This window comes from Streptomyces alfalfae, from assembly GCF_004127445.1.
GTDB lineage: Bacteria > Actinomycetota > Actinomycetes > Streptomycetales > Streptomycetaceae > Streptomyces > Streptomyces alfalfae.
This window is the reverse complement of sequence record NZ_QEXM01000015.1, coordinates 1-23,535: the sequence shown is the minus strand read 5'-3', so window position 1 is coordinate 23,535 and position 23,535 is coordinate 1. Positions and strand designations below refer to the sequence as shown.

The 23,535-nt window shown below is 72.7% G+C and carries 17 protein-coding genes; 9 read left to right on the top strand and 8 right to left on the bottom strand.

Annotation, left to right across the window (positions count from 1 at the left end; translation table 11 throughout):
* Positions 1-84: 84 nt before the first annotated feature.
* The gene (pepN, locus tag DCW30_RS05070) at positions 85-2,685 is read right to left on the bottom strand and encodes an aminopeptidase N (protein ID WP_076686327.1); all 2,601 of its coding nucleotides are present in this window, start codon (positions 2,683-2,685) and stop codon (positions 85-87) included.
* Positions 2,686-2,882: 197 nt separating this feature from the next.
* On the opposite strand from pepN (DCW30_RS05070), the gene DCW30_RS05065 reads away from it, so the two are divergent.
* Both DCW30_RS05065 and DCW30_RS05060 read left to right on the top strand, forming a co-directional pair.
* Entirely contained in the window at positions 2,883-4,100 is a 1,218-nt protein-coding gene (locus DCW30_RS05065; RefSeq protein ID WP_079250140.1) for an FAD-dependent monooxygenase, read from the top strand.
* 410 nt (positions 4,101-4,510) lie between these two features.
* Positions 4,511-5,017 (top strand): DUF1203 domain-containing protein, encoded by a 507-nt coding sequence (locus DCW30_RS05060; RefSeq protein ID WP_076686329.1) that lies wholly within the window; start codon positions 4,511-4,513, stop codon positions 5,015-5,017.
* On the opposite strand, the gene DCW30_RS05055 is transcribed toward DCW30_RS05060, so the two are convergent.
* Positions 5,018-5,893: a LysR family transcriptional regulator gene (locus DCW30_RS05055; protein WP_076686330.1), complete on the bottom strand. Its 876-nt coding sequence runs from the start codon at positions 5,891-5,893 to the stop codon at positions 5,018-5,020.
* Between the two features lie 101 nt (positions 5,894-5,994).
* Between DCW30_RS05055 and DCW30_RS05050 the strand changes: the two genes are divergently transcribed.
* The gene (locus DCW30_RS05050) at positions 5,995-7,284 is read left to right on the top strand and encodes an MFS transporter (protein WP_079250141.1); all 1,290 of its coding nucleotides are present in this window, start codon (positions 5,995-5,997) and stop codon (positions 7,282-7,284) included.
* 55 nt (positions 7,285-7,339) lie between these two features.
* Here DCW30_RS05050 and DCW30_RS05045 read toward each other — a convergent pair whose 3' ends face one another.
* Complete coding sequence (locus DCW30_RS05045; RefSeq protein ID WP_076686332.1) at positions 7,340-8,356, bottom strand: aspartate-semialdehyde dehydrogenase; 1,017 nt, start codon at positions 8,354-8,356, stop codon at positions 7,340-7,342.
* A 220-nt stretch (positions 8,357-8,576) separates the two neighbouring features.
* Here DCW30_RS05045 and DCW30_RS05040 point away from each other — a divergent pair, with 220 nt between their 5' ends.
* Complete coding sequence (locus tag DCW30_RS05040) at positions 8,577-9,131, top strand: RNA polymerase sigma factor (RefSeq protein WP_076686334.1); 555 nt, start codon at positions 8,577-8,579, stop codon at positions 9,129-9,131.
* The gene (locus DCW30_RS05035) at positions 9,128-9,862 is read left to right on the top strand and encodes a hypothetical protein (RefSeq protein WP_205576615.1); all 735 of its coding nucleotides are present in this window, start codon (positions 9,128-9,130) and stop codon (positions 9,860-9,862) included. Before DCW30_RS05040 ends, DCW30_RS05035 begins: the two co-directional genes overlap by 4 nt.
* 432 nt (positions 9,863-10,294) lie before the next feature.
* On the opposite strand, the gene DCW30_RS05030 is transcribed toward DCW30_RS05035, so the two are convergent.
* On the bottom strand, positions 10,295-13,579 hold the full coding sequence (locus DCW30_RS05030; RefSeq protein WP_079250142.1) for a S8 family serine peptidase: 3,285 nt from the start codon (positions 13,577-13,579) through the stop codon (positions 10,295-10,297).
* A 311-nt stretch (positions 13,580-13,890) separates the two neighbouring features.
* Here DCW30_RS05030 and DCW30_RS05025 point away from each other — a divergent pair, with 311 nt between their 5' ends.
* The 3 genes from DCW30_RS05025 to DCW30_RS05015 all read left to right on the top strand — a co-directional run bounded on the left by DCW30_RS05025 (position 13,891) and on the right by DCW30_RS05015 (position 17,620).
* Positions 13,891-14,355 (top strand): NUDIX hydrolase, encoded by a 465-nt coding sequence (locus tag DCW30_RS05025; protein ID WP_076686337.1) that lies wholly within the window; start codon positions 13,891-13,893, stop codon positions 14,353-14,355.
* Positions 14,356-14,601: 246 nt separating this feature from the next.
* Positions 14,602-16,365 carry a TIGR03767 family metallophosphoesterase gene (locus tag DCW30_RS05020; RefSeq protein WP_076686338.1) on the top strand — a complete coding sequence of 588 codons (1,764 nt, stop codon included), beginning with the start codon at positions 14,602-14,604 and terminating at the stop codon, positions 16,363-16,365.
* An 88-nt stretch (positions 16,366-16,453) separates the two neighbouring features.
* Positions 16,454-17,620, top strand: coding sequence for a serine hydrolase domain-containing protein (locus DCW30_RS05015; protein WP_076686340.1), 1,167 nt, complete (start codon positions 16,454-16,456; stop codon positions 17,618-17,620).
* Between the two features lie 9 nt (positions 17,621-17,629).
* Here DCW30_RS05015 and DCW30_RS05010 read toward each other — a convergent pair whose 3' ends face one another.
* Both DCW30_RS05010 and pepN (DCW30_RS05005) read right to left on the bottom strand, forming a co-directional pair.
* Positions 17,630-18,685 carry a hypothetical protein gene (locus DCW30_RS05010; protein WP_076686342.1) on the bottom strand — a complete coding sequence of 352 codons (1,056 nt, stop codon included), beginning with the start codon at positions 18,683-18,685 and terminating at the stop codon, positions 17,630-17,632.
* 269 nt (positions 18,686-18,954) lie between these two features.
* Positions 18,955-21,519, bottom strand: a complete 2,565-nt coding sequence (gene pepN / locus DCW30_RS05005; RefSeq protein WP_076686343.1) for an aminopeptidase N — start codon at positions 21,517-21,519, stop codon at positions 18,955-18,957.
* Between the two features lie 184 nt (positions 21,520-21,703).
* On the opposite strand from pepN (DCW30_RS05005), the gene DCW30_RS05000 reads away from it, so the two are divergent.
* Positions 21,704-22,345, top strand: a complete 642-nt coding sequence (locus tag DCW30_RS05000) for a mycothiol-dependent nitroreductase Rv2466c family protein (protein ID WP_062773930.1) — start codon at positions 21,704-21,706, stop codon at positions 22,343-22,345.
* Positions 22,346-22,375: 30 nt separating this feature from the next.
* Here the strand turns inward: DCW30_RS05000 and DCW30_RS04995 are convergent, their stop codons facing one another.
* Both DCW30_RS04995 and DCW30_RS04990 read right to left on the bottom strand, forming a co-directional pair.
* Positions 22,376-22,582 carry a hypothetical protein gene (locus DCW30_RS04995; protein ID WP_076686345.1) on the bottom strand — a complete coding sequence of 69 codons (207 nt, stop codon included), beginning with the start codon at positions 22,580-22,582 and terminating at the stop codon, positions 22,376-22,378.
* Positions 22,583-22,707: 125 nt separating this feature from the next.
* Positions 22,708-23,358 (bottom strand): superoxide dismutase, encoded by a 651-nt coding sequence (locus tag DCW30_RS04990; protein WP_062773926.1) that lies wholly within the window; start codon positions 23,356-23,358, stop codon positions 22,708-22,710.
* Positions 23,359-23,535: the final 177 nt, after the last annotated feature.

Here is a 23,535-nt window from a genome sequence, read left to right as displayed (position 1 = left end):
GGGGAGGCCAGGCCACGCCGGGTCAGGGGGGGAAGCCCCGCCCGGCCGGAGGGCACCGCTTCCCCGCCCGGCCGGAGGGCGACCTCAGTCCACCGACTGCGCCCGCAGCGCGCGCTCGACGCCCGCGCGGGCCTCGGTGATCAGGCGGCGCAGGGCCGCGGAGGGGTTCTCCGAGGCGAGCCACGCGTCGGTGGCGTCCAGCGTCGCCCGCGACACCTGGAGCGCGGGGTAGAGCCCGATGGCGATCTGCTGCGCCATCTCGTGGGAGCGCGAGTCCCACGCCCCCTTGACCGCGGCGAAGTACTTCTCCGCGTACGGCGCGAGCAGCTCCCGCTGGTCCGTCTGGACGAAGCCGCCGATCACCGCCTCCTGGATGGCGTTGGGCAGCGTGTCGGACTCGACGACCGACACCCAGGCCGCGGCCTTGGCCTCCGGGGTCGGCAGCGCGGCCCTGGCGGACGCCGCGTGACGCTCGCCCGCGGCCGTCTTGTCCCGCTCCAGCTCCGCCGCGATGCCGGCCTCGTCGAGCCGCCCCGTCGCCGCGAGGCGGTTCACGAACGCCCAGCGCAGCTCGGTGTCCACGGCCAGGCCGTCGATCGACTCCGTACCGGCCAGCAGGCCTTCGAGGAGCGCCAGGTCCGCGTCCGTACGCGCCGTCGCCGCGAAGGCCCGCGCCCACGCGAGCTGGTGGTCGCCGCCGGGCTCCGCCGCGCGCAGGTGGGAGAGGGTCTCCTCGGTCCAGCGGGCCAGCGCGGCGTCGCGGCCCGCGGGCGCCGCGTACAGGTCGAGCGCCAGCTTCACCTGCCGGTGCAGCGACTGCACGACGCCGATGTCGGACTCCTTGCCGATGCCGGAGAGGACCAGCGCGAGGTAGTCGCGCGTCGGCAGCTCCGCGTCGCGCGTCATGTCCCACGCCGACGCCCAGCACAGCGCCCGCGGCAGCGACGCCTCGAAGTCACCGATGTGGTCCGTGACGAACGCCAGCGACTCGGCGTCCAGGCGCACCTTCGCGTACGAGAGGTCGTCGTCGTTCAGCAGGATCACCGCCGGGCGGCGCTTGCCGACCAGCGCGTCCACGGCCGTCAGCTCGCCGTCCACGTCCAGCTCGACGCGGTCCGTGCGCAGCAGCTTGCCGGACGCCTCGTCCAGGTCGTACAGGCCGATCGCGATCCGGTGCGGCCGCAGCGTCGGCTCGCCCTTGGCGCCCGCGGGCAGCGCGGGTGCCTCCTGCTTGACGGCGAAGGACGTGATGACGCCGGAGGTGTCGACGTCGACGACCGGGCGCAGCACGTTGATGCCCGCGGTCTCCAGCCACTTCTTCGACCAGGTCTTCAGGTCGCGCCCGCTGGTCTCCTCCAGGGCGCCGAGCAGGTCGGACAGGCGCGTGTTGCCGAACGCGTGCGCCTTGAAGTACTTCTGCACGCCCCGGAAGAACTCGTCCATCCCGACGTAGGCGACGAGCTGCTTGAGCACCGACGCGCCCTTGGCGTACGTGATGCCGTCGAAGTTGACGAGCACGTCGTCCAGGTCGCGGATGTCCGCCATGATCGGGTGCGTCGACGGAAGCTGGTCCTGGCGGTACGCCCACGTCTTCATGGAGTTGGCGAACGTCGTCCAGGAGTGCGGCCAGCGCGATCCTTCCGCGTACGCCTGGCAGGCGATGGACGTGTACGTGGCGAACGACTCGTTCAGCCAGAGGTCGTTCCACCACTCCATCGTCACGAGGTCGCCGAACCACATGTGGGCCAGCTCGTGCAGGATCGTCTCCGCGCGCGTCTCGTACGCCGCGTCCGTCACCTTCGAGCGGAACACGTACTGGTCGCGGATTGTGACCGCGCCCGCGTTCTCCATGGCGCCCGCGTTGAACTCCGGCACGAACAGCTGGTCGTACTTGGCGAACGGGTAGGCGTAGTCGAACTTCTCCTGGAACCAGTCGAAGCCCTGCCGTGTCACCTCGAAGATCGCGTCCGCGTCGAGGAACTCGGCGAGCGAGGGCCGGCAGTAGATGCCGAGCGGCACCGACTGGCCGTTCGGACCCTCGTACGAGGAGTGCACCGCGTGGTACGGGCCGGCGATCAGGGCGGTGATGTACGAGGAGATGCGCGGCGTCGGCTCGAAGTGCCAGACGTCGTCCTTGGGCTCGGGCGTCGGCGAGTTGGAGATCACCGTCCAGCCCGCGGGCGCCTTCACGGTGAACCGGAAGGTGGCCTTCAGGTCCGGCTGCTCGAAGGAGGCGAAGACGCGGCGGGCGTCGGGCACCTCGAACTGCGTGTAGAGGTACGCCTGCCCGTCGACCGGGTCGACGAAGCGGTGCAGGCCCTCGCCGGTGTTGGTGTACTCGCAGTCGGCGACGACCCGCAGCTCGTTGCGGCCCGCCTTGAGGTGCCGCAGCGCGATGCGCGAGTCGCGGAACACCGCGGCCACGTCGAGGGCGTGACCGTTCAGGACGACCTCGTGGACCGCGGGGGCCACCAGGTCGATGAAGGTCTCCGCGCCCGCCTCCGCGGAGTCGAAGCGCACCGTGGTCACGGACCGGTAGGTGCCTCCCCCGCTCTCGCCTTCGGCCGAGGGGGAGGCACCCCCACCCTGCGCTCCGGAGAGATCGAGGTCGATCTCGTACGAGTCAACGGTGAGCAGCTTCGCCCGCTGCTGCGCCTCTTCGCGGGTCAGATTGGTGCCGGGCACGCGGTCATCTCCTCGGGTACGACGGGTGGGATCTCGCTGGTGCGGACCCCTGGGTACGAGCGGGTGCACTTGTGGTGTTTCCGGCCATCCTTCCATGCGGGTTCGCCTGGCCGCCCGGCCCATTGTTCTCGTGCCGCCGCTCCCGCTACGCTCCGCGCGTCCGCAGGGGACCACCGGGACCACAGGGGGCGGCGGCCATGATCGACGTACTGGTGGCGGGAGCGGGCATCGGCGGGCTCACGGCCGCGCTGAGCCTGCACGCGGCGGGCATCGGCGTACGCGTGGTGGACCCGGTCGACGAACTGCGGCCCGTCGGCGTGGGGGTCGACCTGCTGCCGTACGCGGTGGGCGAGTTGACGCAGCTCGGCCTCGGCGGCGGGCTCGCGGCGACCGCGGTGGCGCCCGAGGCCGCGGTCCACTTCGACCGGCACGGCGAGCGGGTCGGGGGCGAGCCGTGCGGCCTCGCGCTCGGGCACCCCTGGCCGCGGTACTCGCTGCACCGCGGGGCCCTTCAGCTCATGCTCCTGGACGCCGTCCGCGACCGGCTCGGCGACCACGCCGTGCGGACGGGGACCGCCTTCGTCCGACTCGCCGAGCGCGAGGGGGCCGGGCTGCGCGTCATCCTGCGGGACATGGAGCGGGGCCGGGAGTACGGGGTGGGGGTGCGGGCCCTCGTGGGGGCGGACGGGCTGCACTCCGCGGTACGGGCCACGCTGCACCCCGGGGAGGGGCCGCCGCTGTGGAGCGGCGTGCGGATGTGGCGCGGGATCACGGAGTGGCTTCCGGTGCTGGGCGGGCAGACGATCGCGATGGCGGCCGACGACACCGCGAAGTTCGTCGTCCACCCGGTGTCGCGGCAGGCGCGGGAGCGGGGGCGGGCGCTGCTGAGCTGGGTGGCGGAGGTGCGGTTCCCGCCCGCGCACCACCAGGCCGTCGCCGGGCCCGCCGACTGGAATCGCTCCGGGCGGCTCTCGGACGTCCTGCCGCACTTCGCCGGGTGGCGGATGGCGGATCTCGACGTGCCCGCGCTGATCGCGGGGACCCGGCAGATCCTGGAGTGCCCGATGGTGGACCGGGACCCGCTGGCCCGGTGGGGGCGGGGGCCCGTGACGCTGCTCGGGGACGCGGCGCACCCCATGTGCCCCTCGTACCCCGTGGGCTCCGAGAGCGGCTCCCAGGCGGTGCTCGACGCGCGGGCGCTCGCGCAGTGCCTGGCGTACGCGGGGGCCGACCGGGAGGCGGGGCTGCGGCACTACGAGGACGTGCGGGGGGAGGCGGCCAACGCGGTGGTCCTCGCGGCGAGGTCTGGCCCCTGGGCCTTGGGGCGGTCCCTGCCGCGGCCTTCGGGGCGGCGGGGTGCTCCTGGCTCGGCCGAGCGGGGGCTTCGTCCGCCCATGCCGGACGGGCGGCCGTAGCCGGGCTCGGCCCCGGCGTCTTGGCTCGGCGTCTTGGCTCGGCCCGTCGCGGGCTGCGCCGCGCTCGTCCTCAATCGCCGGACAGGCTCAGAGCGCCTGGCTGCGCGTCGCGCCCGGCGTCTTGGCTCGGCCCGTCGCCGGCTGCGCCTGGCTCGTCCTCAATCGCCGGACGGGCTTCAGGTCCTGGCTGAGCGCCGCGCTCGTGCTCGATCGTCGGGGGCAGGCTTCAGTTTCCTGGCCGTGCGCCGCGCTCGTCCTTGACCGTCGGGTGGGCTCGGAGCGCCTGGCTGCGCGTCGCGCCCGGTGTCTTGGCTCGGCCCGTCGCCGGGCGGGCTCTGACGTGTTTGCGGCCCGAGTTCCCCGTCCGAAAACCGCCAGCCTCCCGGCCCTTCCCGCGCGAGGCTCGACCCATGAGTACCGCTTACACGCCTCGCCCCATCGACCCCGGAACCCTCGCCGAGCTGCGGCGGTGTGATGACGCCGGGCGGGAATGCGTTCCGTACGTCGATCACGAGGGCGGGAGTCCCCTGCGCTGCTGCCTGCGGCGGGTCGCCCCCGGTGAGCGCGTCGCGCTCGTGTCGTACGCGCCGTTGCGGCGCTGGGCCGCGGGGAGCGGGGCGGCGCCCGGGGCCTACGACGAGCAGGGGCCCGTCTTCATCCACGCCGAACCGTGCGCGGGGCCCGAGGAGGGGCGGGAGGGGTACCCGTTCTCCAGGGCCGGGACGCTGCGGGTGCTGCGGCGGTACGACGCCCGCGGCCGGATCGTCGGCGGGCGGCTGCTGGAGATCACCGAGGCCGCGGCGGACGACCTCGACGCCGCTTTCGGCGAGGCCTTCGCCGACCCGGCGGTCGCCCTCGTCCACGTGCGGGCCGTGGAGTACGGCTGCTTCCAGTACGAGGTGCGCCGAGGGGACTGATCAGCACGTCCGCAGGGCGTGGGCGAACTCCCGTACCCGCGCCGTCTCCCCGTCCCGGTGCCACACCATCCCGAGGACGGAGTCCGGCAGGCCGTCGACCGGTACGAAGACGACGTCCTTGCGGCCGTGGTACTCCGCCGTCGGCCGGCACAGCAGCATCGCGCCCCGGCCCGCCGCCACCAGCGTCAGACCCTCCTGGAGCGTGCGGACCTCCGGTGCGGGCACGTCCGAGGGGGCGTGGGCCGCACGCCAGTACGCGGGGGCCGGGGCCGTGGCCGCGATCAGCGGGGTCTCCTTCAGCTCCGCGGCCGTCACCGACTCCCGCCGCGCGTAGGGGTGCCGTACCGACACCGCCACCGTCTGGCGCTCGCGGGAGAAGACCGGCCCGAGCACCAGCTCCGTCTCCGCCACCGGCAGCAGCACGATCGCCGTGTCCACCTCACCGCGCCGCACCGCGCCGAAGGGGTCGGCGAACGGGATCTCCAGGATCTGGGTCGTGCAGGCCGGGTGGCGTTCCTGGAACGCCGCTATCGCCGCCATCAGACGGGTGTCCGCCGTCCCCTGGAAACCGATCCGCAGCGTGCCCTCCACGCCCCGCGCCGCCGCCCTCGCCCGTTCGACCGTCGACGACAGGTCCTCGTAGGCGGGACGGAGTTCGGCGAGGAACCGCGTGCCCAGCGGGGTCAGCGCGACCCGGCGGCTCGTGCGCTCGACGAGCCGGGCGCCGATCCGCTGCTCCAGCGCGGCAAGGAGCTGGCTGACGCGGCTCTGCGAGACGTACAGGCGCTCGCCCGTCCTGCCGAAGTGCAACTCCTCGGCGAGCACCAGGAAGCACTCCAGTTCGCGGATCTCCAGGCCACGCTCCACCGCCCCCATGGAACGCCTCCATTCGTGCCGCCGCATCGATGACTCCGGCTCATACAAGGATGAGATCTGCGGCGTTGTTCCCCCCGCGGGCTCGTCACAGGGTGGATGGCATGCCGCAGAGCACACACCACACACCGAACAAGCAGAGCAGGCCGGGCAAGCGGACCAGGGCGGGCAAGCGGATCAGGCCGAGCGGGACGGGCCGGTCGCCCGTGCGGGGCGGGCAGCCCGAGCGCGGACGCCTCGCCGTGCTCGCCGTCGCCGCCGCCACCTTCTCCGTCGTCACCACGGAGATGCTGCCCGTGGGCCTCCTCACCTCCATCGGCTCCGGGCTCGGCGTCTCCGACGGCAACGCCGGGCTGGCCGTCACCCTGCCCGGGGTGGTCGCGGCGCTCGCCGCCCCGCTGCTGCCCGTCGCGGTGCGCCGCGCCGACCGGCGTACGGTCCTGTGCGTCCTGCTCGTCCTGCTCGCCGCCGCCAACCTGGCGTCCGCGCTCGCCCCCGGCTTCGGCGTGCTCCTCGCGGCGCGTGTCCTGGTCGGCGTGTGCATCGGCGGGGTGTGGGCCGTCGCCGCGGGGCTCGGGGTGCGTCTGGTCCGCGCGGAGGGCGCCGGGCGCGCCACCGCGGTGATCTTCAGCGGCATCGCCGTCGCCTCCGTGCTCGGCGTGCCCGCGGGGACGCTCCTCGGTGAGCTGGCCGGCTGGCGCTGGGGGTTCGCGGCCCTCGCCGTGCTCGCGCTGGGCGTGGCGGCGCTGCTCGCCGTGCTGCTGCCCCGGCTCCCCGCGGGCGAGGGGGTGCGGCTCGGCGCGTTCGCCGGTCTGCTGCGGGTGAGGCGGCTGCGCGCCGGGCTGATCGCGGTCACACTGCTCGTGACCGGGCACTTCGCCGCGTACACCTACGTGCGGCCCGTCCTCGAACGGCTGCCCGGCATCGGCGCGGGCCTCGTCAGCGGGCTGCTCCTCGCCTACGGGACCGCCGGCATCGTCGGGAACTTCGCGGGCGGAGCCGTCGCGGCCCGCGATCCGCGCAGGGCGCTGCTCGCCATCAGCGCGGGGCTCGGCGCGGTGGTGCTCCTGCTGGTCCCGGCGGGCGGCTCGCTCGCCGCGTCCGGGGTGCTGCTCATCGCCTGGGGCCTGGCGTACGGCGGGGTCTCGGTCTCCGCCCAGAACTGGGTGATGGCCGCCGCCCCGCACGCCCGCGAGGCCGCGTCCGCGCTCTTCGCGGGCGTCTTCAACGTGGCGATCGCGCTCGGCGCCTTCGCGGGCGGCCGGGTCGCGGACGGCGGCGGAGCCGGCGCCGTCCTGTGGCTCGGCGGCGGGCTCTCGGCGCTCGCCCTGATCGCCGTGGCCCACGCGCGGGACACCCCCGCCGACGCGTCCACGGCAGAGCCACAGGGGTAGCGGCAGGGGCGGCCACCGACGAACGGTGACCGCCCCCCTACGCGCGGGACGTGCGTCAGCCCTTGAGCTCCGCCGCGACGAGCTCCGCGATCTGGACGGCGTTCAGCGCCGCGCCCTTGCGGAGGTTGTCGTCGGAGATGAAGAAGGCCAGGCCGTTCTCGACGGTCTCGTCGTTGCGGATACGGCCCACGAAGGAGTCGTCCTTGCCCGCGGCGACCAGCGGCGTCGGCACCTCCGTGACGACGACGCCCTCGGCGGCCTCAAGGAGCTCGGTGGCGCGCTCCGGGCTCAGCGGACGCGCGAAGCGGGCGTTGACCTGGAGGGAGTGGCCGGTGAAGACGGGGACGCGCACGCACGTGCCCGAGACCTTCAGCTCCGGGATCTCCAGGATCTTGCGGGACTCGTGGCGGAGCTTCTGCTCCTCGTCCGTCTCGTTCAGACCGTCGTCGACGACGGAACCGGCCATCGGCAGGACGTTGTACGCGATCGGCGCGACGTACTTGTCCGGCTCGGGGAACTCGACCGACGAGCCGTCGTGCGTGAGGTCGGGGGCGGCGTCGCCGACCTTCTTGACCTGCTGGAACAGCTCCTCCACCCCGGCGAGGCCGGAACCGGACACCGCCTGGTAGGTGGCGACGACCAGCGCTTCGAGGCCGGCTTCGGCGTGCAGCGGCTTCAGGACGGGCATCGCGGCCATCGTCGTGCAGTTCGGGTTGGCGATGATGCCCTTGGGGCGGTCCTTGATCGCGTGCGGGTTCACCTCGGAGACGACGAGGGGGACCTCGGGGTGCCGGCGCCAGGCGGAGGAGTTGTCGATCACGACGGCGCCCTGGGAGGCGACCTTCTCGGCGAGGGCCTTGGACGTGGCGCCGCCGGCCGAGAACAGCACGATGTCCAGGTCCGTGTAGTCGGCCGTGGAGGCGTCCTCCACGGTCACACCGTCGATGACCGTCCCGGCGCTGCGGGCCGAGGCGAACAGGCGCAGCTCGTCGGCCGGGAACTTCCGCTCGGCGAGGATCTTGCGCATGACCGTGCCGACCTGACCGGTGGCTCCGACGATTCCGACCTTCACAGGGACTTCCTCCGTTTGTGCGTGCGGCCTCGTGACCTCGGCCGGTCTGGTGCGGGGTGGCTCCATGATGCGTCTCTCCAGTGCCGCGTTGTCCAATCCATTGTCCGAGGTGCGGGACGCCACATTTCCCGGTCGGCCCGGTGAACATCCCCCGGCGGCTCGCCGAACGTTCCCGGCGTCCCGCGCGTCGTAGGGGAAACGCGGGGAGGGGAGGCGCACATTGCTGCGCGGAAAGGCGCGCCGCGCGCCGAAGACGCAGGGGGCGGCAGGGGCGGACCCGCGCGGCCCGGACCCGCTCGCTCCGGCGCAGGTGGACCGGGTGCGGGCGGTGCTCGCCCTCGGCGGCGTGCCGTACGCCGACCTCCCCGACGGCGTCCAGCAGGTGCGGCTGAAGCTCCTTGAGCGGGCCGCGGACGGGCGCGAGGCGCCGCGTGACGTCTCCGCGTGGGCGGCGGTCGTGGCCTCCAACCTGGCCATGGACTGGCACCGGGCCCGGCGCAGACAGGAGCGGCTCGGCGAGCGCCTCGCCGTGCTGTGGCGGGAGGCGACGGACGAGGACGGCGCCGAGGCGCGGGCCCTGTCGCTGGCCGTGGCGCAGGGCCTCGGCGCGCTGCCCGCCGCCCAGCGGCAGGTCGTGGTGCTCCGCTTCTACGCCGACCTGCCGGTGCGGGCGATCGCCGACGAGCTGGGTGTCCCCGAGGGCACGGTCAAGAGCAGGCTGCACACGGCGGTGCGGCTCCTGCGGGCGCGGCTGTACGAAGGGGAGGTGGTGTGACGGTGCCGGAAGAGGAGGAGCGGGACTGCGACGCGCTGATGTCCGCGATCACGGACGAGCCCGTCCCCGACGAGGCCAGGAGCGACCCCGGCTTCGCCGCCGAGCACGCGGCGGCCCTCGCGGACGTCGCCGTGCTGCGGGAGCGGCTCGCCGTGGTGGGCGACGCCCTGGCCGCGGGCCCGTCGCGGCGGACGGCCGTACCGCTGCGGCCCCCGCGCACGGCCCGCCGCCGCGCCGGCGTGGCGCTCGGCGCGGTCGCCGCCACGGTGGCCGCCGCCCTGGCCGGCGGGCTCGGGTGGCTGGCGGTGGACGCCGGGCAGGGCACCGCCGACAAGGACAGCGGGGCGAGCGTGGCGTCCGAGGCGAAGGGCGAACCGGACGGCGGCGCGGACGCCTCCCCCGGCGCCGGGGGCCTGGTGGCGTGCGCGCGGCTGATCGTGGAAGGCACGGTCACGGCGGTCGACCCGCTGCCGGGCGGCTCGCAGGACCGGGTCACGGTCGACGTGACGCGCCACATCAAGCCGGAGTCGGGCAGCGGCACGGTCAGGTTTCCGCTCGACCGCGAGGCGGACCCCCGCCTGAAGGCGGGCGACCGCGTCCTGGTCGCGTTCGGCAAGGGGTCCGCCGAACCGTCCGACTGGGCGGTGGGCAAGGAACGCGCCCGCCTCCGCACGCTGATCCTGCAGGCCCTCCCGGCTGCGAAGAGGCTCAGCTGCGGGGGTGGGGGCTGACTCCACGCGGGGACGCGGAAAAGTCCCGCCGAAATCCGCGCGAAGGCGGCATTCCAGCGGGACTTCTCCACAATCACGGACCAGGCGTGCCCGGCCAGGCGCTGCCCGACCAGAGCTGCTGGTCGGACCTGCCCGGCCATGCGCGCCCGGCCATGCGCACCCGACCAGGCGTGCCCGGCCAGAACTGCCGGTCGGAACTGCCCGGCCAGGCGCTGCCGACCAGAGCTGCTGGTCGGACCTGCCCGGCCATGCGTGCCCGGTCAGGGTTGCCGGTCGGACCTGCCCGACCATGCGCACCCGACCAGGCGTGCCCGGCCAGAACTGCCGGTCGGAACTGCCCGGCCATGCGTGCCCGGCCAGGGCTGCTGGTCGGACCTGCCCGACCATGCGCGCCCGGTCAAGGCTGCCGGTCGCACCCGTCCGGTCACACCGTTACGGCGTGACCTTCTCGATCTTCACGCTGCCGCTGCCCGCCGCCGTGCCGCGGGCGTTCACGAGCGACACCTCGCCGAAGAGCTCGCGGCCCTCGGCGGCCGGGGCCTTCGCCTCGACCTTGGCCTCGACCTGCGCCGATTCGCCGTTGCCGAGCTTGGTCTGCTGGGCCTCGTCGACGGTGACGCTGCCGAGGGCGCCCGAGAAGAAGACGTCACGGTAGTCGTACGCGGTCGTGCCGGACGGCACCGAGTAGCCCGTCACCTCGATCGTGTACGTACCGGCGGCCGGCTTCGTCAGCGAGACGGACTCCTCCGAATCGCCCTCCGCCGAGGAACCGACGACCGCGCCGTCCTTCTTGAGCGTCAGGTCCAGGTCGGCGGCGATGTCCGCGGGGGAGCCGATGACGACGTCGAGCCGCTCGGCGCCCGCGGGCACGACGACCGTGGACGTCTGGACGGCGCCCTGGGCGATGCTCGGGCGGGCCGACTTGGCCGAGCCGAGGGAGCCGCCCTTCAGGTGGCCGTCGACCGCGGCGAAGTTGTTCTTCGCCTTCCAGGTGACCGGCGCCGGGGTGCCGACCTTGGCCTCGGGAAGCGTCTGCACGGCCGGGTCGAAGTCGACGCCGAGGGCGGCGACCTTCAGCTCGTAGGGGTTGTCGAGCAGCGGCGACGTGCGGCGCGACTCGACCTCGATCTCCCAGACGCCCGCCTGCGGCTCGGCGTACGAACGCAGGTCCGCGCGGCAGGTGTTGGCCGGGTTCTCGTAGTTGGGGTAGCAGACGATCGACGAGGTGGAGTCGACCGGGACGCCGTAGGGGTGGATCGCGATGAAGCGCGTCTGGCTCTTGCCCTTCAGGCCGCCGAGGGCGACTTCGAGGGACTTGGCGCCCTTCGGCACGGTCACGAAGTACGACGTGGGGCTGTTGCGCTGCGTCGAGCCCTTGGCCGAGAACGTGTACGACGGCTTCGCGAGCGGCGCCGAGACGACGACCGCCGACATGATCTGGTGGTCGATGCCCTCGGTGCGCTCGTCGTCGACGGTCAGGATCGCGCTGTGCAGACCGGCCGACTTCGCCTTCGCCTGGACCTTGACGGTGACCGGCTTGTTCAGCGGCAGCGTGACGTCGTCGTCGCCGAGCAGCTTGAACGTGCCCTCGTGGTTGTTCTCCAGCTCCAGCTCGTGGCGGACGCCGCGGTCGGGGCCGGAGGTGCGGGTGATCGTGACGTCGTACGTCCGCTTCCGGCCGGTCTTCAGGCCGCCCTCACGGTCGTAGACGCCGGTGCCGGGCTTCTTCAGCTCCTGCTCCAGGGCGGTGTCGACCGGGGCCTTCACCGTGTACGTGTGCGCCGTGGCGTCGTCCTCGATGGCCTCCCAGGCGTCGACGACGTCGATCAGGCCGGTGCCCTGGGCGTACGCCTGCTCGCCGCGGATGCGGTCCGCGGTCGAGGTGAGCGCGGTGCGCAGCTTCGCCGGGGTCAGGTCGATCTTCTCGCGCTTGGCGGCGGAGAGCAGGAGCGCCGAGGCGCCCGCGGCCTGCGGGGACGCCATCGACGTGCCCTGCAGCATGGAGTAGCCGGCCGGCAGCTTGTAGCCCGCCTCGGCGACCGGGGAGCCCGGCAGCCAGGTCTGGGTGGTGTTGATGGCCGAACCGGGGGCGGAGATGATCGGCGTGAAGCCGCCGTCCTCACGCGGGCCGCGCGAGGAGAAGGGCATCATCGCGTACTTCTTCTCCACCTGGGAGCCGTAGTTGGCGGCCCAGGTCTCCTTGGAGATGGAGGCGCCGACCGAGATGACCTTGTCGGCCAGGGACGGGTCGCCGATGGTGTTGGCGCCGGGGCCGGAGTTGCCCGCGGAGATCACCAGCTGCACGCCGTAGGTGTCGATGAGGCGCGTGTACAGCTCGGCGCGCGCGTTGTTGCCGTCGTTCAGCGCCGGAAGGCCGCCGATCGACATGTTGACGATGTCGACGCCGCGCTCGGTGACGAGATCGATCATGCCCTCGGTGAGCGCGACGTTGGTGCAGCCGCCGGTCCAGGTGCAGGCGCGGGACGAGACGAGCTTGGCGCCGGGGGCGGCGCCGTTCATCTTGCCGCCGAACAGGCCGTTCGCCGCGGTGATGCCCGCGACGTGCGTGCCGTGCTCGGACTCGATGACGCCGATGTTGACGAAGTCGGCCTTCTTGCCGACCCAGTCGCCGCCGTACGGGTCCGTCGGCACGTCCTTGCGGATCTCGACGACGAACGGGACACGCTCGACGACGTCGGTCGCCGGGTCGTCCTTTCCGAAGTAGGCGACCTGGTGGCCGTCCTTGTACGGCTTCATCGGTTCGTCGTCGGTGAAGTCGTTGTTGTCGTTCAGGTCGACGCGGACCGTGCCGGCCGCCGGGTCGTACAGCACGCCCCAGCTGTCGGTGGTGTCGCCGTCGCGGTTGATGTCGCCCTTGGCGTCGCCGCCGGTGGTGGCCGACTCGCGGAAGCGGTTGACCTGGAAGGAGCCCGCCGGGGCCTTCCACGTCTCGCTGTCCCAGGTGAAGGTGGGGCCGCTGACCGGGTTGGTCATGCGGCGCCAGGTGCTGTCCGCGTCGACGATCGGGTCGGTCGCCGTCACCCAGTCGGTGATCTTGCGCTCGCCGGTGGTCGTCTTCTTGAGCGCCGGGTGACCGAGGTCGACGCCGGAGTCGAGGATGCCGATGGTGACGCCCCGGCCGTCGGCCTTGCGGTGCTTCTTCACGAAGTCCACGGCGCCGGTCTCGGCGGAGGGGTTGTACGGGTTGTCCGCCGGGGTCTTCTTGTCCGGGCCCGCGTACGTGCCGCGCGCGCCGCGCTCCGCGCCCTTGGCGCGGTCGGCGGCCGGGGTCGGGTCGTCCAGCTCGATCTCGTGCCGCAGGTCGATGGCGTGCACGGACGACAGCTTGGCCGCGGACTTGATCGCCGCGTCGGCCTTGCCGGTCGGCACGGTCGCGCGGACGTAGCCGAGCTTGTCGTAGGTGCGGCCGACCGAGCCGCCCTTGACGCCGTCGAGCTGGTCGGCGACCCGCTCGGTGGCGCCGGGCGCGGTGGCGACCATCATGGTGACGGTCTTCTCGCCCTCCGCCTTGGCGTCGGCGAGCAGGTCGGCGTCGGCGGCGCCGAGCTTGCCGTCCGTCGACTTGGGGGCGGGCACGGGGGTCTCGTCCGCCGCGAAGGCGAGGGGCACGGCCCCGGTCGCGCACAGCGCGGCGGTGAGACCGACGGCTATCGCGAGACGGGGCGCGCGTCTGGCGCTGGAACTGGATCTGGGCATCGGCATCCCTGTACGTGAAGGTCGGGAGAGGGTGATCCGGCCGCCGATTTTCGGACGGGTCCGAAATCCGGGGTCGGATGACCGCTCAGCTTTACTTAAGTGACAGGTGTTTGGGGAGAGTTGTCCGAGCTGTGATCAGTGCGTGACGCAATTCCGCCATACGCCATCGTGGACAAGGGGGCCTATAGCGGGACTTGACCCGGGGGCCGGGCCCCCGGCGATGCTTCGGCGGCACGCGGGGGACCTCGCGGCCGGCCACGCGAACCCACGGACCAGGGGTCAACTCACAGCGAAGCGTCTAGCGTCAACCCGTGCAGAAAGAACTCCGGGTGGCGGCCTACGCCGTATGCGTGCGGAACGGGCATATCCTCCTCGCCCGCTGGGTCGCGGGCGACGGCAGCAGACGCTGGACGCTGCCGGGCGGCGGCATGGACCACGGCGAGGACCCCTACGACACGGTCATCCGCGAGGCGGACGAGGAGACGGGCTACGTGGTGGAGCCCGTGACCCTCCTCGGCGTCGACAGCCTGCGCCGCCGCTACCCCCGCAGACTCGGCGCCGTCGCCGACTTCCACGGGCTGCGCATCGTGTACGAGGGCCGCGTCACCGGCGGCGAGCTGCGCCACGAGACCAACGGCTCCACCGACCTCGCGGCCTGGCACCCCCTGGAGTCCGTCCCCGGCCTCGACCGCGTGGGGCTCGTCGACATCGGCCTCGGCCTCTGGCGCGACCGCCCCGCCGCCGGGCGCGGCCGGCCCGCCGACCCCGCGCCCTGAGCCTCCGCTTCCCCGCGAGGTGAACGCGGAGTGACCGCTTCCCTTCCAGCCGTGGAGAGGTGCGTGACCGCGTAGGGTGCCCGGTGATCCACGTACGGTGATCGGTGCGGCGTGTTGCCGTCTCGTTCACGCGCAGGCCATCCCCGCTGCCAACGATCCAGTACGAGTGAGGAATCCGCGGGTCCGAAACGGTCCCGGGGCCCTCGCGACCACTGCCGACGCGTTCGCACCCGGGGAGACCGCGCCATGCCGCGCACACGCACCGTCGCCACCGCAGCCGCCGGCATCGACCGCCGCGCCCTCCTCGCCGCCACCGGAGCCGTCGCGCTCTCCGCGGGCATCGGCCACACCCTCGGCCCCGGCGCGGACTCCGGCAACGCGGCGCCCCTGGGCCGCACCGCCGTGGCGCGCTCACGGCAGGCGCCCGCCGCGCCCCTCGCGCCCTACAAGGGCGGCACCACCCTGCTCACCGTCGCCGCCCCGCGCGGCTCTTCCGGCTACCGGCGGCTCGGCGACGGGCCCGCCTGGCGTCGCGTCGTGCGCGGGGACCTCGCGGCGGCCAAGGCGGGGCGCGAGGAGCGGAGGACCGCGCTCGCCGCGTTCGTGCAGTTCACCGACCTGCACCTGGTCGACGTACAGCACCCGCTGCGGTACGAGTACCTGCGGGCGCAGACCGCGAGCGCGTGGCGGCCGCACGAGTCCCTCTCGGTGGCCGGGGCCGTCTCCCTGGTCGAACGCGTCAACGCCCTGCGCGGCGCGCCCGCCACCGGCGGCCCCCTGCACTGCGTCGTGACGACCGGCGACAACACCGACAACAACTCCCGCGCCGAACTCGACTGGTACCTCAAGGTCATGAGCGGCGGCCGCATCACCCCCAACACCGGCGACCCGCGCCGCTACGAGGGCGTGCAGGCCAGCGGCCTCCCGCTGTACTGGCACCCCGACGACGCCCTGCGCGACGCCGACAAGAGCCTCGGCTTCCCGCGGCTGCACGGCTTCCTCGACGCGGCGATCCGCGCGGTCAACAGCCCGGGCCTCGCCCTGCCCTGGTACTCCACCGTCGGCAACCACGACGCGCTGCCCGGCGGCTGCTGGGCGCCCAGGGACCCGTACCTCACCGACTTCGCCGTCGGCGGCAAGAAACTGATGTCCCTCGACGAGACGCGGGGCGCCGCCCTGTGGAAGGCGGTGAAGAAGGGGCGCGATCCCAAGGGGGCCCGGTTCAAGGAGCTGCTGGAGTCCGAGGCGCGGCGCATGCGTTCGGTCACGCCGGACGCGTCACGTGCGCCCTTCACCCCGGCCGAGTACGTCAGGGCGCATCTGGACCCCGCCCACCGGGGCGCGGGCCCCGTCGGCCACGGCTACACCGAGGAGAACCTGGCGGCGGACACCCAGTACTACTCCTTCCGCGTCAGCGACGACGTGCTCGGCATCAGCCTGGACAGCACCGACCCGGCCGGGCACTACGAGGGCTCCCTGGGCACCCGGCAGCTGCGCTGGCTGGAGCGTGAGCTGGCGGCCAACGAGCGGCGGGCCGGCGGCCCTTCGTACGTCGTCGTCTTCAGCCACCACACCAGCCGGACCATGCGCAACCTCCGCCAGGACCCGTCGCGGCCCGCCGAGGCGCGGCACGGCGGCGACGAGATCGTCTCGCTGCTCGGCCGGCACCGTTCGGTCCTCGCCTGGGTCAACGGGCACAGCCACAAGAACGCGATCACCCCGCACCGGACCGCCCACGGCTCCTTCTGGGAGGTCTCCACCGCGTCGCACATCGACTTCCCGCAGCTCGCGCGGGTGGTGGAGCTGACCGACAACCACGACGGCACGGTCTCCCTGTTCACCACGCTCATCGAGTCCGCGGCCCCGCACCGCACGGACTTCGCCGACCTCTCCCAGACCGGCCTGGCCGCGCTGTACCGCGAACTGTCCTTCAACGCCCCCGGCGCGAAGCCCGCGCTCGGCGGGGAGGCGGGCGACAGGAACACGGAGCTGATCCTGCGGAAGGGCTGATTTCGGCTCAACCCTCGTGCCCCGCTCAACCTCGCCGGGAGCCCGCGGGTCCTTCGGGCCGATGATCAGACAACGGGAGGGACGGCACATGACCGTGCGCAGGACATGGACGTCAGTGGCGGCAGCGGCAGCCGTGACGGTGGCGGCGGGGGTGCTCGCGGCGCCGGCACTCGCGGCGGGGCCCGGGGGCGGGCAGGGCGGCGGCGACCGGCACCGGGCGACGCAGCGCGCGATGGAGGCCGCGCTCGACGCGGACGCCCCGGGCGTGACCGTGCAGGTCAGGGACCGGCACGGCGATTGGGACTCCGCGGCGGGACTCGGCGACCTGACCCGGCAGCGCCCGCGCGGCAGCCAGGACCACTACCGGATCGGCAGCGTCACCAAGACGTTCGTGGCCACGGTCGTGCTGCAACTGGAGGCGGAGGGCGCGCTCGACCTCGACGACACGGTGGGGCGCTGGCTGCCCGGGGTCGTGGAGGGGCACGGTCACGACGGTGACCGGATCACCGTGCGCCAGCTCCTGAACCACACCAGCGGCATCTACAACGTGACGGCCGACCCGTGGTTCCAGCGGAGAGTCTTCGGCGAGGCGTTCCTCGCCCACCGCTACGACACCTGGACCCCGGAGCAGCAGGTCGCCCTCGCCATGCGCCACGAGCCGGACTTCGCTCCCGGCAAGGGCTGGAAGTACTCCAACACCAATTACGTCATCGCTGCGATGATCATCGAGAAGGTCACGGGCACGCCCTACGCGGAGCAGATCAAGGAGCGCGTCATCGAGCCGCTCGGGCTGCGCGGCACCAGTGTCCCCGGTGTCCGGCCGGACCTGCCGAAGCCCAGCTCCAGGGCCTACACCCGGCTGTCCGACGAGCCGGGCGCCAAGAACCACGACGTGACACGGCTCAACCCGTCCGTGGCGGGGGCGGCGGGGGAGATGATCTCCGACTCGGCCGACCTGAACCGCTTCTACTCGGCCCTGCTGCGCGGAAAGCTCCTGCCGAAGAAGCAGCTCGCGGAGATGAAGACCACCGTGCCGAGGGACGCGAACCGGCCCGAAGGGCGCTACGGGCTCGGCATCGCACCCTTCCCCACCTCCTGCGGCACGGTGGTGTGGGGGCATGACGGCGGTATCCACGGCTCGTCGTCCCTGGCCGTGGCGACGGCGGACGGCCGCCATGCGCTGGCGCTCAACTTCAACGGCCCTGGCGGAGACGCGGGGGCCGTCGTCGACGCCGAGTTCTGCGGCGACCGGTAGCACGGGCCGCTAACGGGGGAGCACCACGACATACGCCGCCGGGTCCCGGTCGTGCGACGCCATCAGGGCGGTACGGACGACCGTGGCCTGCTGGTCGAGGGCGTCCCTGAGCTTCTGCCCGGTGAGGTGGACGACCGTGATGCCGAGCCGCTCCAGGTGCTCGCGCTTGCGTGCGTACGCCGACCACAGGGCGTCGTCGTCGTGCCGCAGGCCCTGCCGGGGCGCGCGGGTGTCCAGCTCCACGGCGACGGCCTGGTCGGGCCAGTAGGCGTCGACGCTGCCGAGCCGCGGGCCGCCCGGAAGCCGGAGGTCCACGTTCCACAGGGGCGCGGGCAGGCCGTGCTCGGCGACCATGCGGTACAGCCGGTCCTCGGCGATGGCGCGCCCCTCGGCGAGCAGCGAGTCGACGGCGTCCACGACGTGCGGCAGGGACAGCAGCCGGGCGTTGCGCAACTCGCGGACCACGGCCACCGGTTCGCAGTGGCCGCCGCGCACCGCCTCGGTGAGCAGCCGGCGCACGGCGCCCGCGTCGACGAGCTGGGCCACCGCGTCGGCGAGGGCGCGCGGCACCGGCGCCACCGGGAACCCGGCGATCTGCTGGGTGGTCGGCATCGCGGCGCTGCGCACGAGCCGGGCGAAGCCCACGGACCGCAGGCGGCGCGTGCGGGGCACCAGGATGTCGACGCGGTCGAGCGAGAGCAGCGGGGGAGCGGAGGTGAAGCGGTGCAGGGCGAGGGCGGCGAGGCCGGTGACCATCGCGTCGGCGTACGAAGCGTGGGGCTCGCCCGCGCCGGGCTGCGCGGGCACGGCTTTCGCCTGGCGGACCGGTGGGCGCCCCGCGTACAACAGGGCGCCGTGCAGCCGTTCCTCGCTGGTCGGCGGGCCCGGGTGCAGGAGCCACACGCCGGGCAGGAGTTGCCGCCAGGGGCCGCCGGGGAGGCAGTGCGCGCCGGCGTCGGCGGTGGAGACGCCGTGCGTGCGGAGCTGGGCGGCGCTCATGACGCGGGGGCGGGCGTCCGTGAGGTGCTGGAGGGGGAGGGGGGAGAGCGGGGTTTCGTGGTTCATGCCCGGGTCGTTCCCTTTCCGGGGCGGCTCCCTAACCGCTGTTACACGTCCGTCGTCAAACCCGGACAACTCTGCCCTAAAGCACGGGCGTTCGACCACCGATGATCTCTGGCCCCCGGGCCCGCGGAGAAAACTCCCGGCACCGCGATTCACCTGCGCGTGGTCCCTCGGTTAGGACAGGTGTCCAGGGGTCCCGAGGCTCCCCGGGCCGCCCCCGGGTGACCCCGCGCTGGAGACGCGGGACGCCCGGGGACGGGGCCGGACGCGGCCTAGGACGCGTCGCAGGCCTGGGCCCGCAGGGAGCGGGCGAGGTCGTCGCGGGCCTCCAGGACCAGGCGGCGCAGGGCCGGGGCCGCGGCCTCGTGCGCGCTGAGCCAGGCGTCCGCCGCCGCCAGCGTCGCCTCGTCGGACTGGAGGTGGGGGAACAGGCCCCGCACCACGTCCATGCCGATCTGGATGGACCGCTCCGCCCACACCCGCTCGATCGCGTCGAAGTACTTCGCGACGTACGGCGCGGTGAGCTCCCGCTGCGACGGCTGCGAGAACCCGGAGATCGTCGCCTCGACCAGCGCGTTCGACAGGGCGCTCGACTCCACCACGGAGGCCCACGCCTGTGCCTTGACGGCCGCCGAGGGACGGGCGGCCAGGCACCGCACCTGGTGCCGCTTGCCGGAGGCGGTGTCGTCGCGGGCCAGCTCCGCCGCGAGGACCTCCTCGTCGGCGGCGCCGTGCGCGGCCAGCGGGGCGAGCAGCGCCCAGCGCATCTCCTGGTCGATGTCCAGGCCGTCGATCTTGGCCGTGCCGTCGAGCAGGCCCTGGAGCAGCTGGAGGTCGGCCGGGGAGGACGCCACCGCGGCGAGGAAGCGGGCCCACGTCAGCTGGTGCTGGCTGCCGGGCTCGGCGATCCGCAGTTCCCGCAGCGCCCCTTCGGCGAGGGACCGGGAGCCCTCCTCGCGCCACTCGGGCGCGGCGTAGTGCGTGAGGGCGGAGTTGGTCCACGCGTGCAGCATCTGCAGGACGCCGATGTCGCTCTCCCGGCCCGCGAAGCGCAGCACGAGCCCGATGAAGTCCCGCGCGGGCATGAGCGCGTCCCGCGTCAGACTCCACAGGGCGGACCAGCACAGGGCGCGGGCGAGCGGGTCGGTGATGTCGCCGAGGTGCTCGCGCAGCGTGACGAGGGAGTTCTCGTCGAAGCGGATCTTGCAGTAGGTCAGGTCGTCGTCGTTGACCAGGACCAGCTCGGGAGCCTGCTCACCGGCCAGCTCGGCCACGACCGTGCGCGGGCCCTCGACGTCGACCTCCGCGCGGGCGTACCGCTCCAGGGCGCCGCCGGCGGCCCTGCGGTAGAGGCCCACCGCCACGCGGTGCGGGCGCAGCTCGGGGTGGGACTCGGCGGCCTCCTGGAGCACGGACAGCTCGGTGACGCGGCCCTCCGCGTTCAGGATGACCTGCGGGGTCAGGGAGTTGACGCCCGCGGTCTGCAGCCAGGACCGCGACCAGGCGGCCATGTCGCGCCCCGAGGTCTCCTCCAGGACGGAGAGCAGGTCGCCGAGGACCGTGTTGCCGTACGCGTGGCGCTTGAAGTAGCGGCGGGCGCCCTCCAGGAACGCGTCCCGCCCGACGTACGCCACGAGCTGCTTGAGCACCGAGGCGCCCTTGGCGTACGTGATCCCGTCGAAGTTGAGCTTGGCGTCCTCCAGGTCGCGGATGTCGGCCGTGACCGGGTGGGTGGAGGGGAGCTGGTCGGCGCGGTAGGCCCAGGCCTTGCGGTTGTTGGCGAAGGTGATCCAGCCGTTGGTGAAGCGCGTCGCCTCGACCATGGAGAAGGAGCCCATGAAGTCGGCGAAGGACTCCTTGAGCCACAGGTCGTCCCACCACCGCATGGTGACCAGGTCGCCGAACCACATGTGCGCCATCTCGTGGAGGATGACGTTGGCCCGGCGCTCGTACGACGCCTGGGTGACCTTGCCGCGGAAGATGAACTCCTCGCGGAACGTCACGAGGCCCGGGTTCTCCATCGCGCCCAGGTTGTACTCCGGCACGAAGGCCTGGTCGTACTTCCCGAAGGGGTAGGGGTAGTCGAAGTTGTCGTGGAAGAAGTCCAGGCCCTGCTTCGTCACCAGGAAGACGTCGTCGGCGTCGAAGTGCGGGGCGAGGCCCTTGCGGCACATCGCGCCGAGCGGGATCTCCAGGCGCGTGCCGTCGGCGAGGACGCGCTCGTACCGGTCCTCGACGTGGTGGTAGGGGCCCGCCACGACCGTCGTGATGTACGTCGAGATCGGCTTGGTCTCGGCGAACCTCCAGACGCCGTCGGACAGCTCACCCACGCCGTTGGACCACACCGTCCAGCCCTCGGGGGCCTGCACCTGGAAGCGGTAGGGAGCCTTCAGGTCCGGCTGCTCGAAGTTGGCGTAGACACGGCGGGAGTCCGCCGGTTCGTACTGGGTGTAGAGGTAGACCTCGCCGTCCTCCGGGTCGACGAAGCGGTGCATGCCCTCGCCGGTGCGGCTGTAGGCGCACTGCGCGTCCACCACCAGTTCGTTCTCCTCGGCCAGGTCTTCGAGCGCGATCCTGGTGCCGTCGAAGACCTCGGCGGGGTCGAGGTCCCTGCCGTTGAGCGAGAGGGCCGTGACGCTCGGCGCGATGAGGTCCGCGAAGCTCGCGGCGCCCGGCTCGGCGCGGAAGCGGATCGTGGTCACCGACCGGAACGTGCGCGGCTCCTGACCGCTCTCGCCGACCGCCGAACGCAGGTCGAGGAAGACCTCGTAGCCATCGACGGACAGCAGCGCGGCCCTCTCATGGGCCTCGTCGCGGGACAGATTCTCACCGGGCACGGGCGGCACTCCTTCGTGACTCGCTTGGTTGCGTGACGCGCATGCCACATGACGCGCATGCCGCATGACTCGTACGAATGTCTAGATCCTCGCATGTGCCGTCGGCGGCCGACATCCGGGAATGCCCCGGTGCGCCCCCGACGTTCCCCTGCCCAGGCGCCGAACACATTCCCTAGGGAGAGACATGTCCGAGAACACCGGCAAGACCCCTGTCGACTTCTGGTTCGACCCCCTGTGCCCCTGGGCGTGGATGACGTCCCGCTGGATGCTGGAGGTGGAGAAGGTCCGCGACGTCCAGGTCCGCTGGCACGTGATGAGCCTCGCCGTCCTGAACGAGGACAAGATCGACGAGCTGCCCGAGGAATACCGGGAAATGCTGGAGACCAAGGCCTGGGGCCCGGTCCGCGTCGTCATCGCCGCCCAGCAGAAGCACGGCGACGAGATCGTCGGGGAGCTGTACACCGCGCTCGGCACGCGCTTCCACAACCGCGGCGAGGGCCCCACCCGCGAGGCGGTCGCCGGCGCCCTGAAGGACGTGGGTCTGCCCGCCGACCTCGTCGAGCACATGGATTCCGACGCCTACGACACCGAGCTGCGCGCCTCCCACAAGGAGGGCATCGACAAGGTGGGCCAGGAGGTCGGCACGCCGGTGATCGCGGTCCCCGGCGCCGACGGCGAGCAGGTCGCCTTCTTCGGCCCCGTGGTCACCCCCGCCCCCAAGGGCGAGGCCGCCGCCAAGCTCTGGGACGGCACGCTGCTCGTGGCGTCGACGCCGGGCTTCTACGAGATCAAGCGCACCCGGACGCAGGGCCCGATCTTCGACTGACCGGCCGCCTCCCGTAGGGGCGCCCCGGCCCTAGCCGAAGGTCTCCTTCGGCAGCTCGAAGCCCCGCTTTTGCACGTGGTACGGCTGGACCCAGAGGCAGCCCGGGTTCGTGCAGCGCCAGAAGCCGCGGGCCTCCGCGACACCCACTTCCCGGGCGATGTGCACCTCCTCGGCCGGAGTGACCCTGCGGAACAGGTGCAGTTGTCGGCATGTGGGGCAGTGCTTCTCGTCCACCATGCCGACACGTTCCCGCGGAACCCCGGCGACCGAAAGGCCCCCGTGAGTCACGTCCTCACGGGGGCCTTTCCCTCATCCGCCCGCCCCGGCGAAAGTTGAGAAGACGATCACGAGGCGGGACGTTCTCACGGGGCGAGCAGGAGGCTGTTCACCCGCTGCTTGGCGGCCTCGTAGCGCTTGGCCACGTCCTGCCAGTTGACGACCTGCCACATGGCCTCGATGAAGTCGACCTTCTGGTTCTTGTACTGCAGGTAGAAGGCGTGCTCCCAGGCGTCGAAGACCAGGATCGGCGTGGAGCCCTGGCCGACGTTGCCCTGGTGGTCGTAGACCTGCTCGACGATGAGGCGGCCGCTGAGCGGCTCGTAGGCGAGGACGCCCCAGCCGGAGCCCTGCGTGGTCGCCGAGGCCTTGGTGAGCTGGGCCTTGAACTTGGCGAAGGAGCCGAACGACTCGGTGATCGCGTCCGCGAGCTCGCCCACCCCGTCGGCGGCCAGCGGCTCGCCGCCGCCACCGTCCTTGGGGCTGTTCATGTTGTGCCAGTAGATGCTGTGCAGGATGTGGCCGGAGAGGTGGAAGGCCAGGTTCTTCTCCAGGCCGTTGATGGCGCCCCACGTCTCCTTGTCGCGCGCCTCCTCCAGCTGTTCCAGGGTGTCGTTCGCGCCCTTCACGTACGCCGCGTGGTGCTTGTCGTGGTGCAGCTCGATGATCTGCGGGTTGATCACCGGCTCGAGCGCCGCGTAGTCGTACGGGAGTTCAGGAAGCGTGTAAATGGCCATGGTGCGAGCCCTCCGACTGCTGCTCTGCTGAGTGCATCCGCTTATTGCAACCTATATGCAAGTGCAGGCTAACAGCAGGAGCGCCGCGCAGTTGATCAGCCCTTCGACCTAGGACCGCCGAGGACGCGAATGGGCCGGGTGGGCGGAAGGGTCGGGGCATGCGGAAGGGGCCCGGGG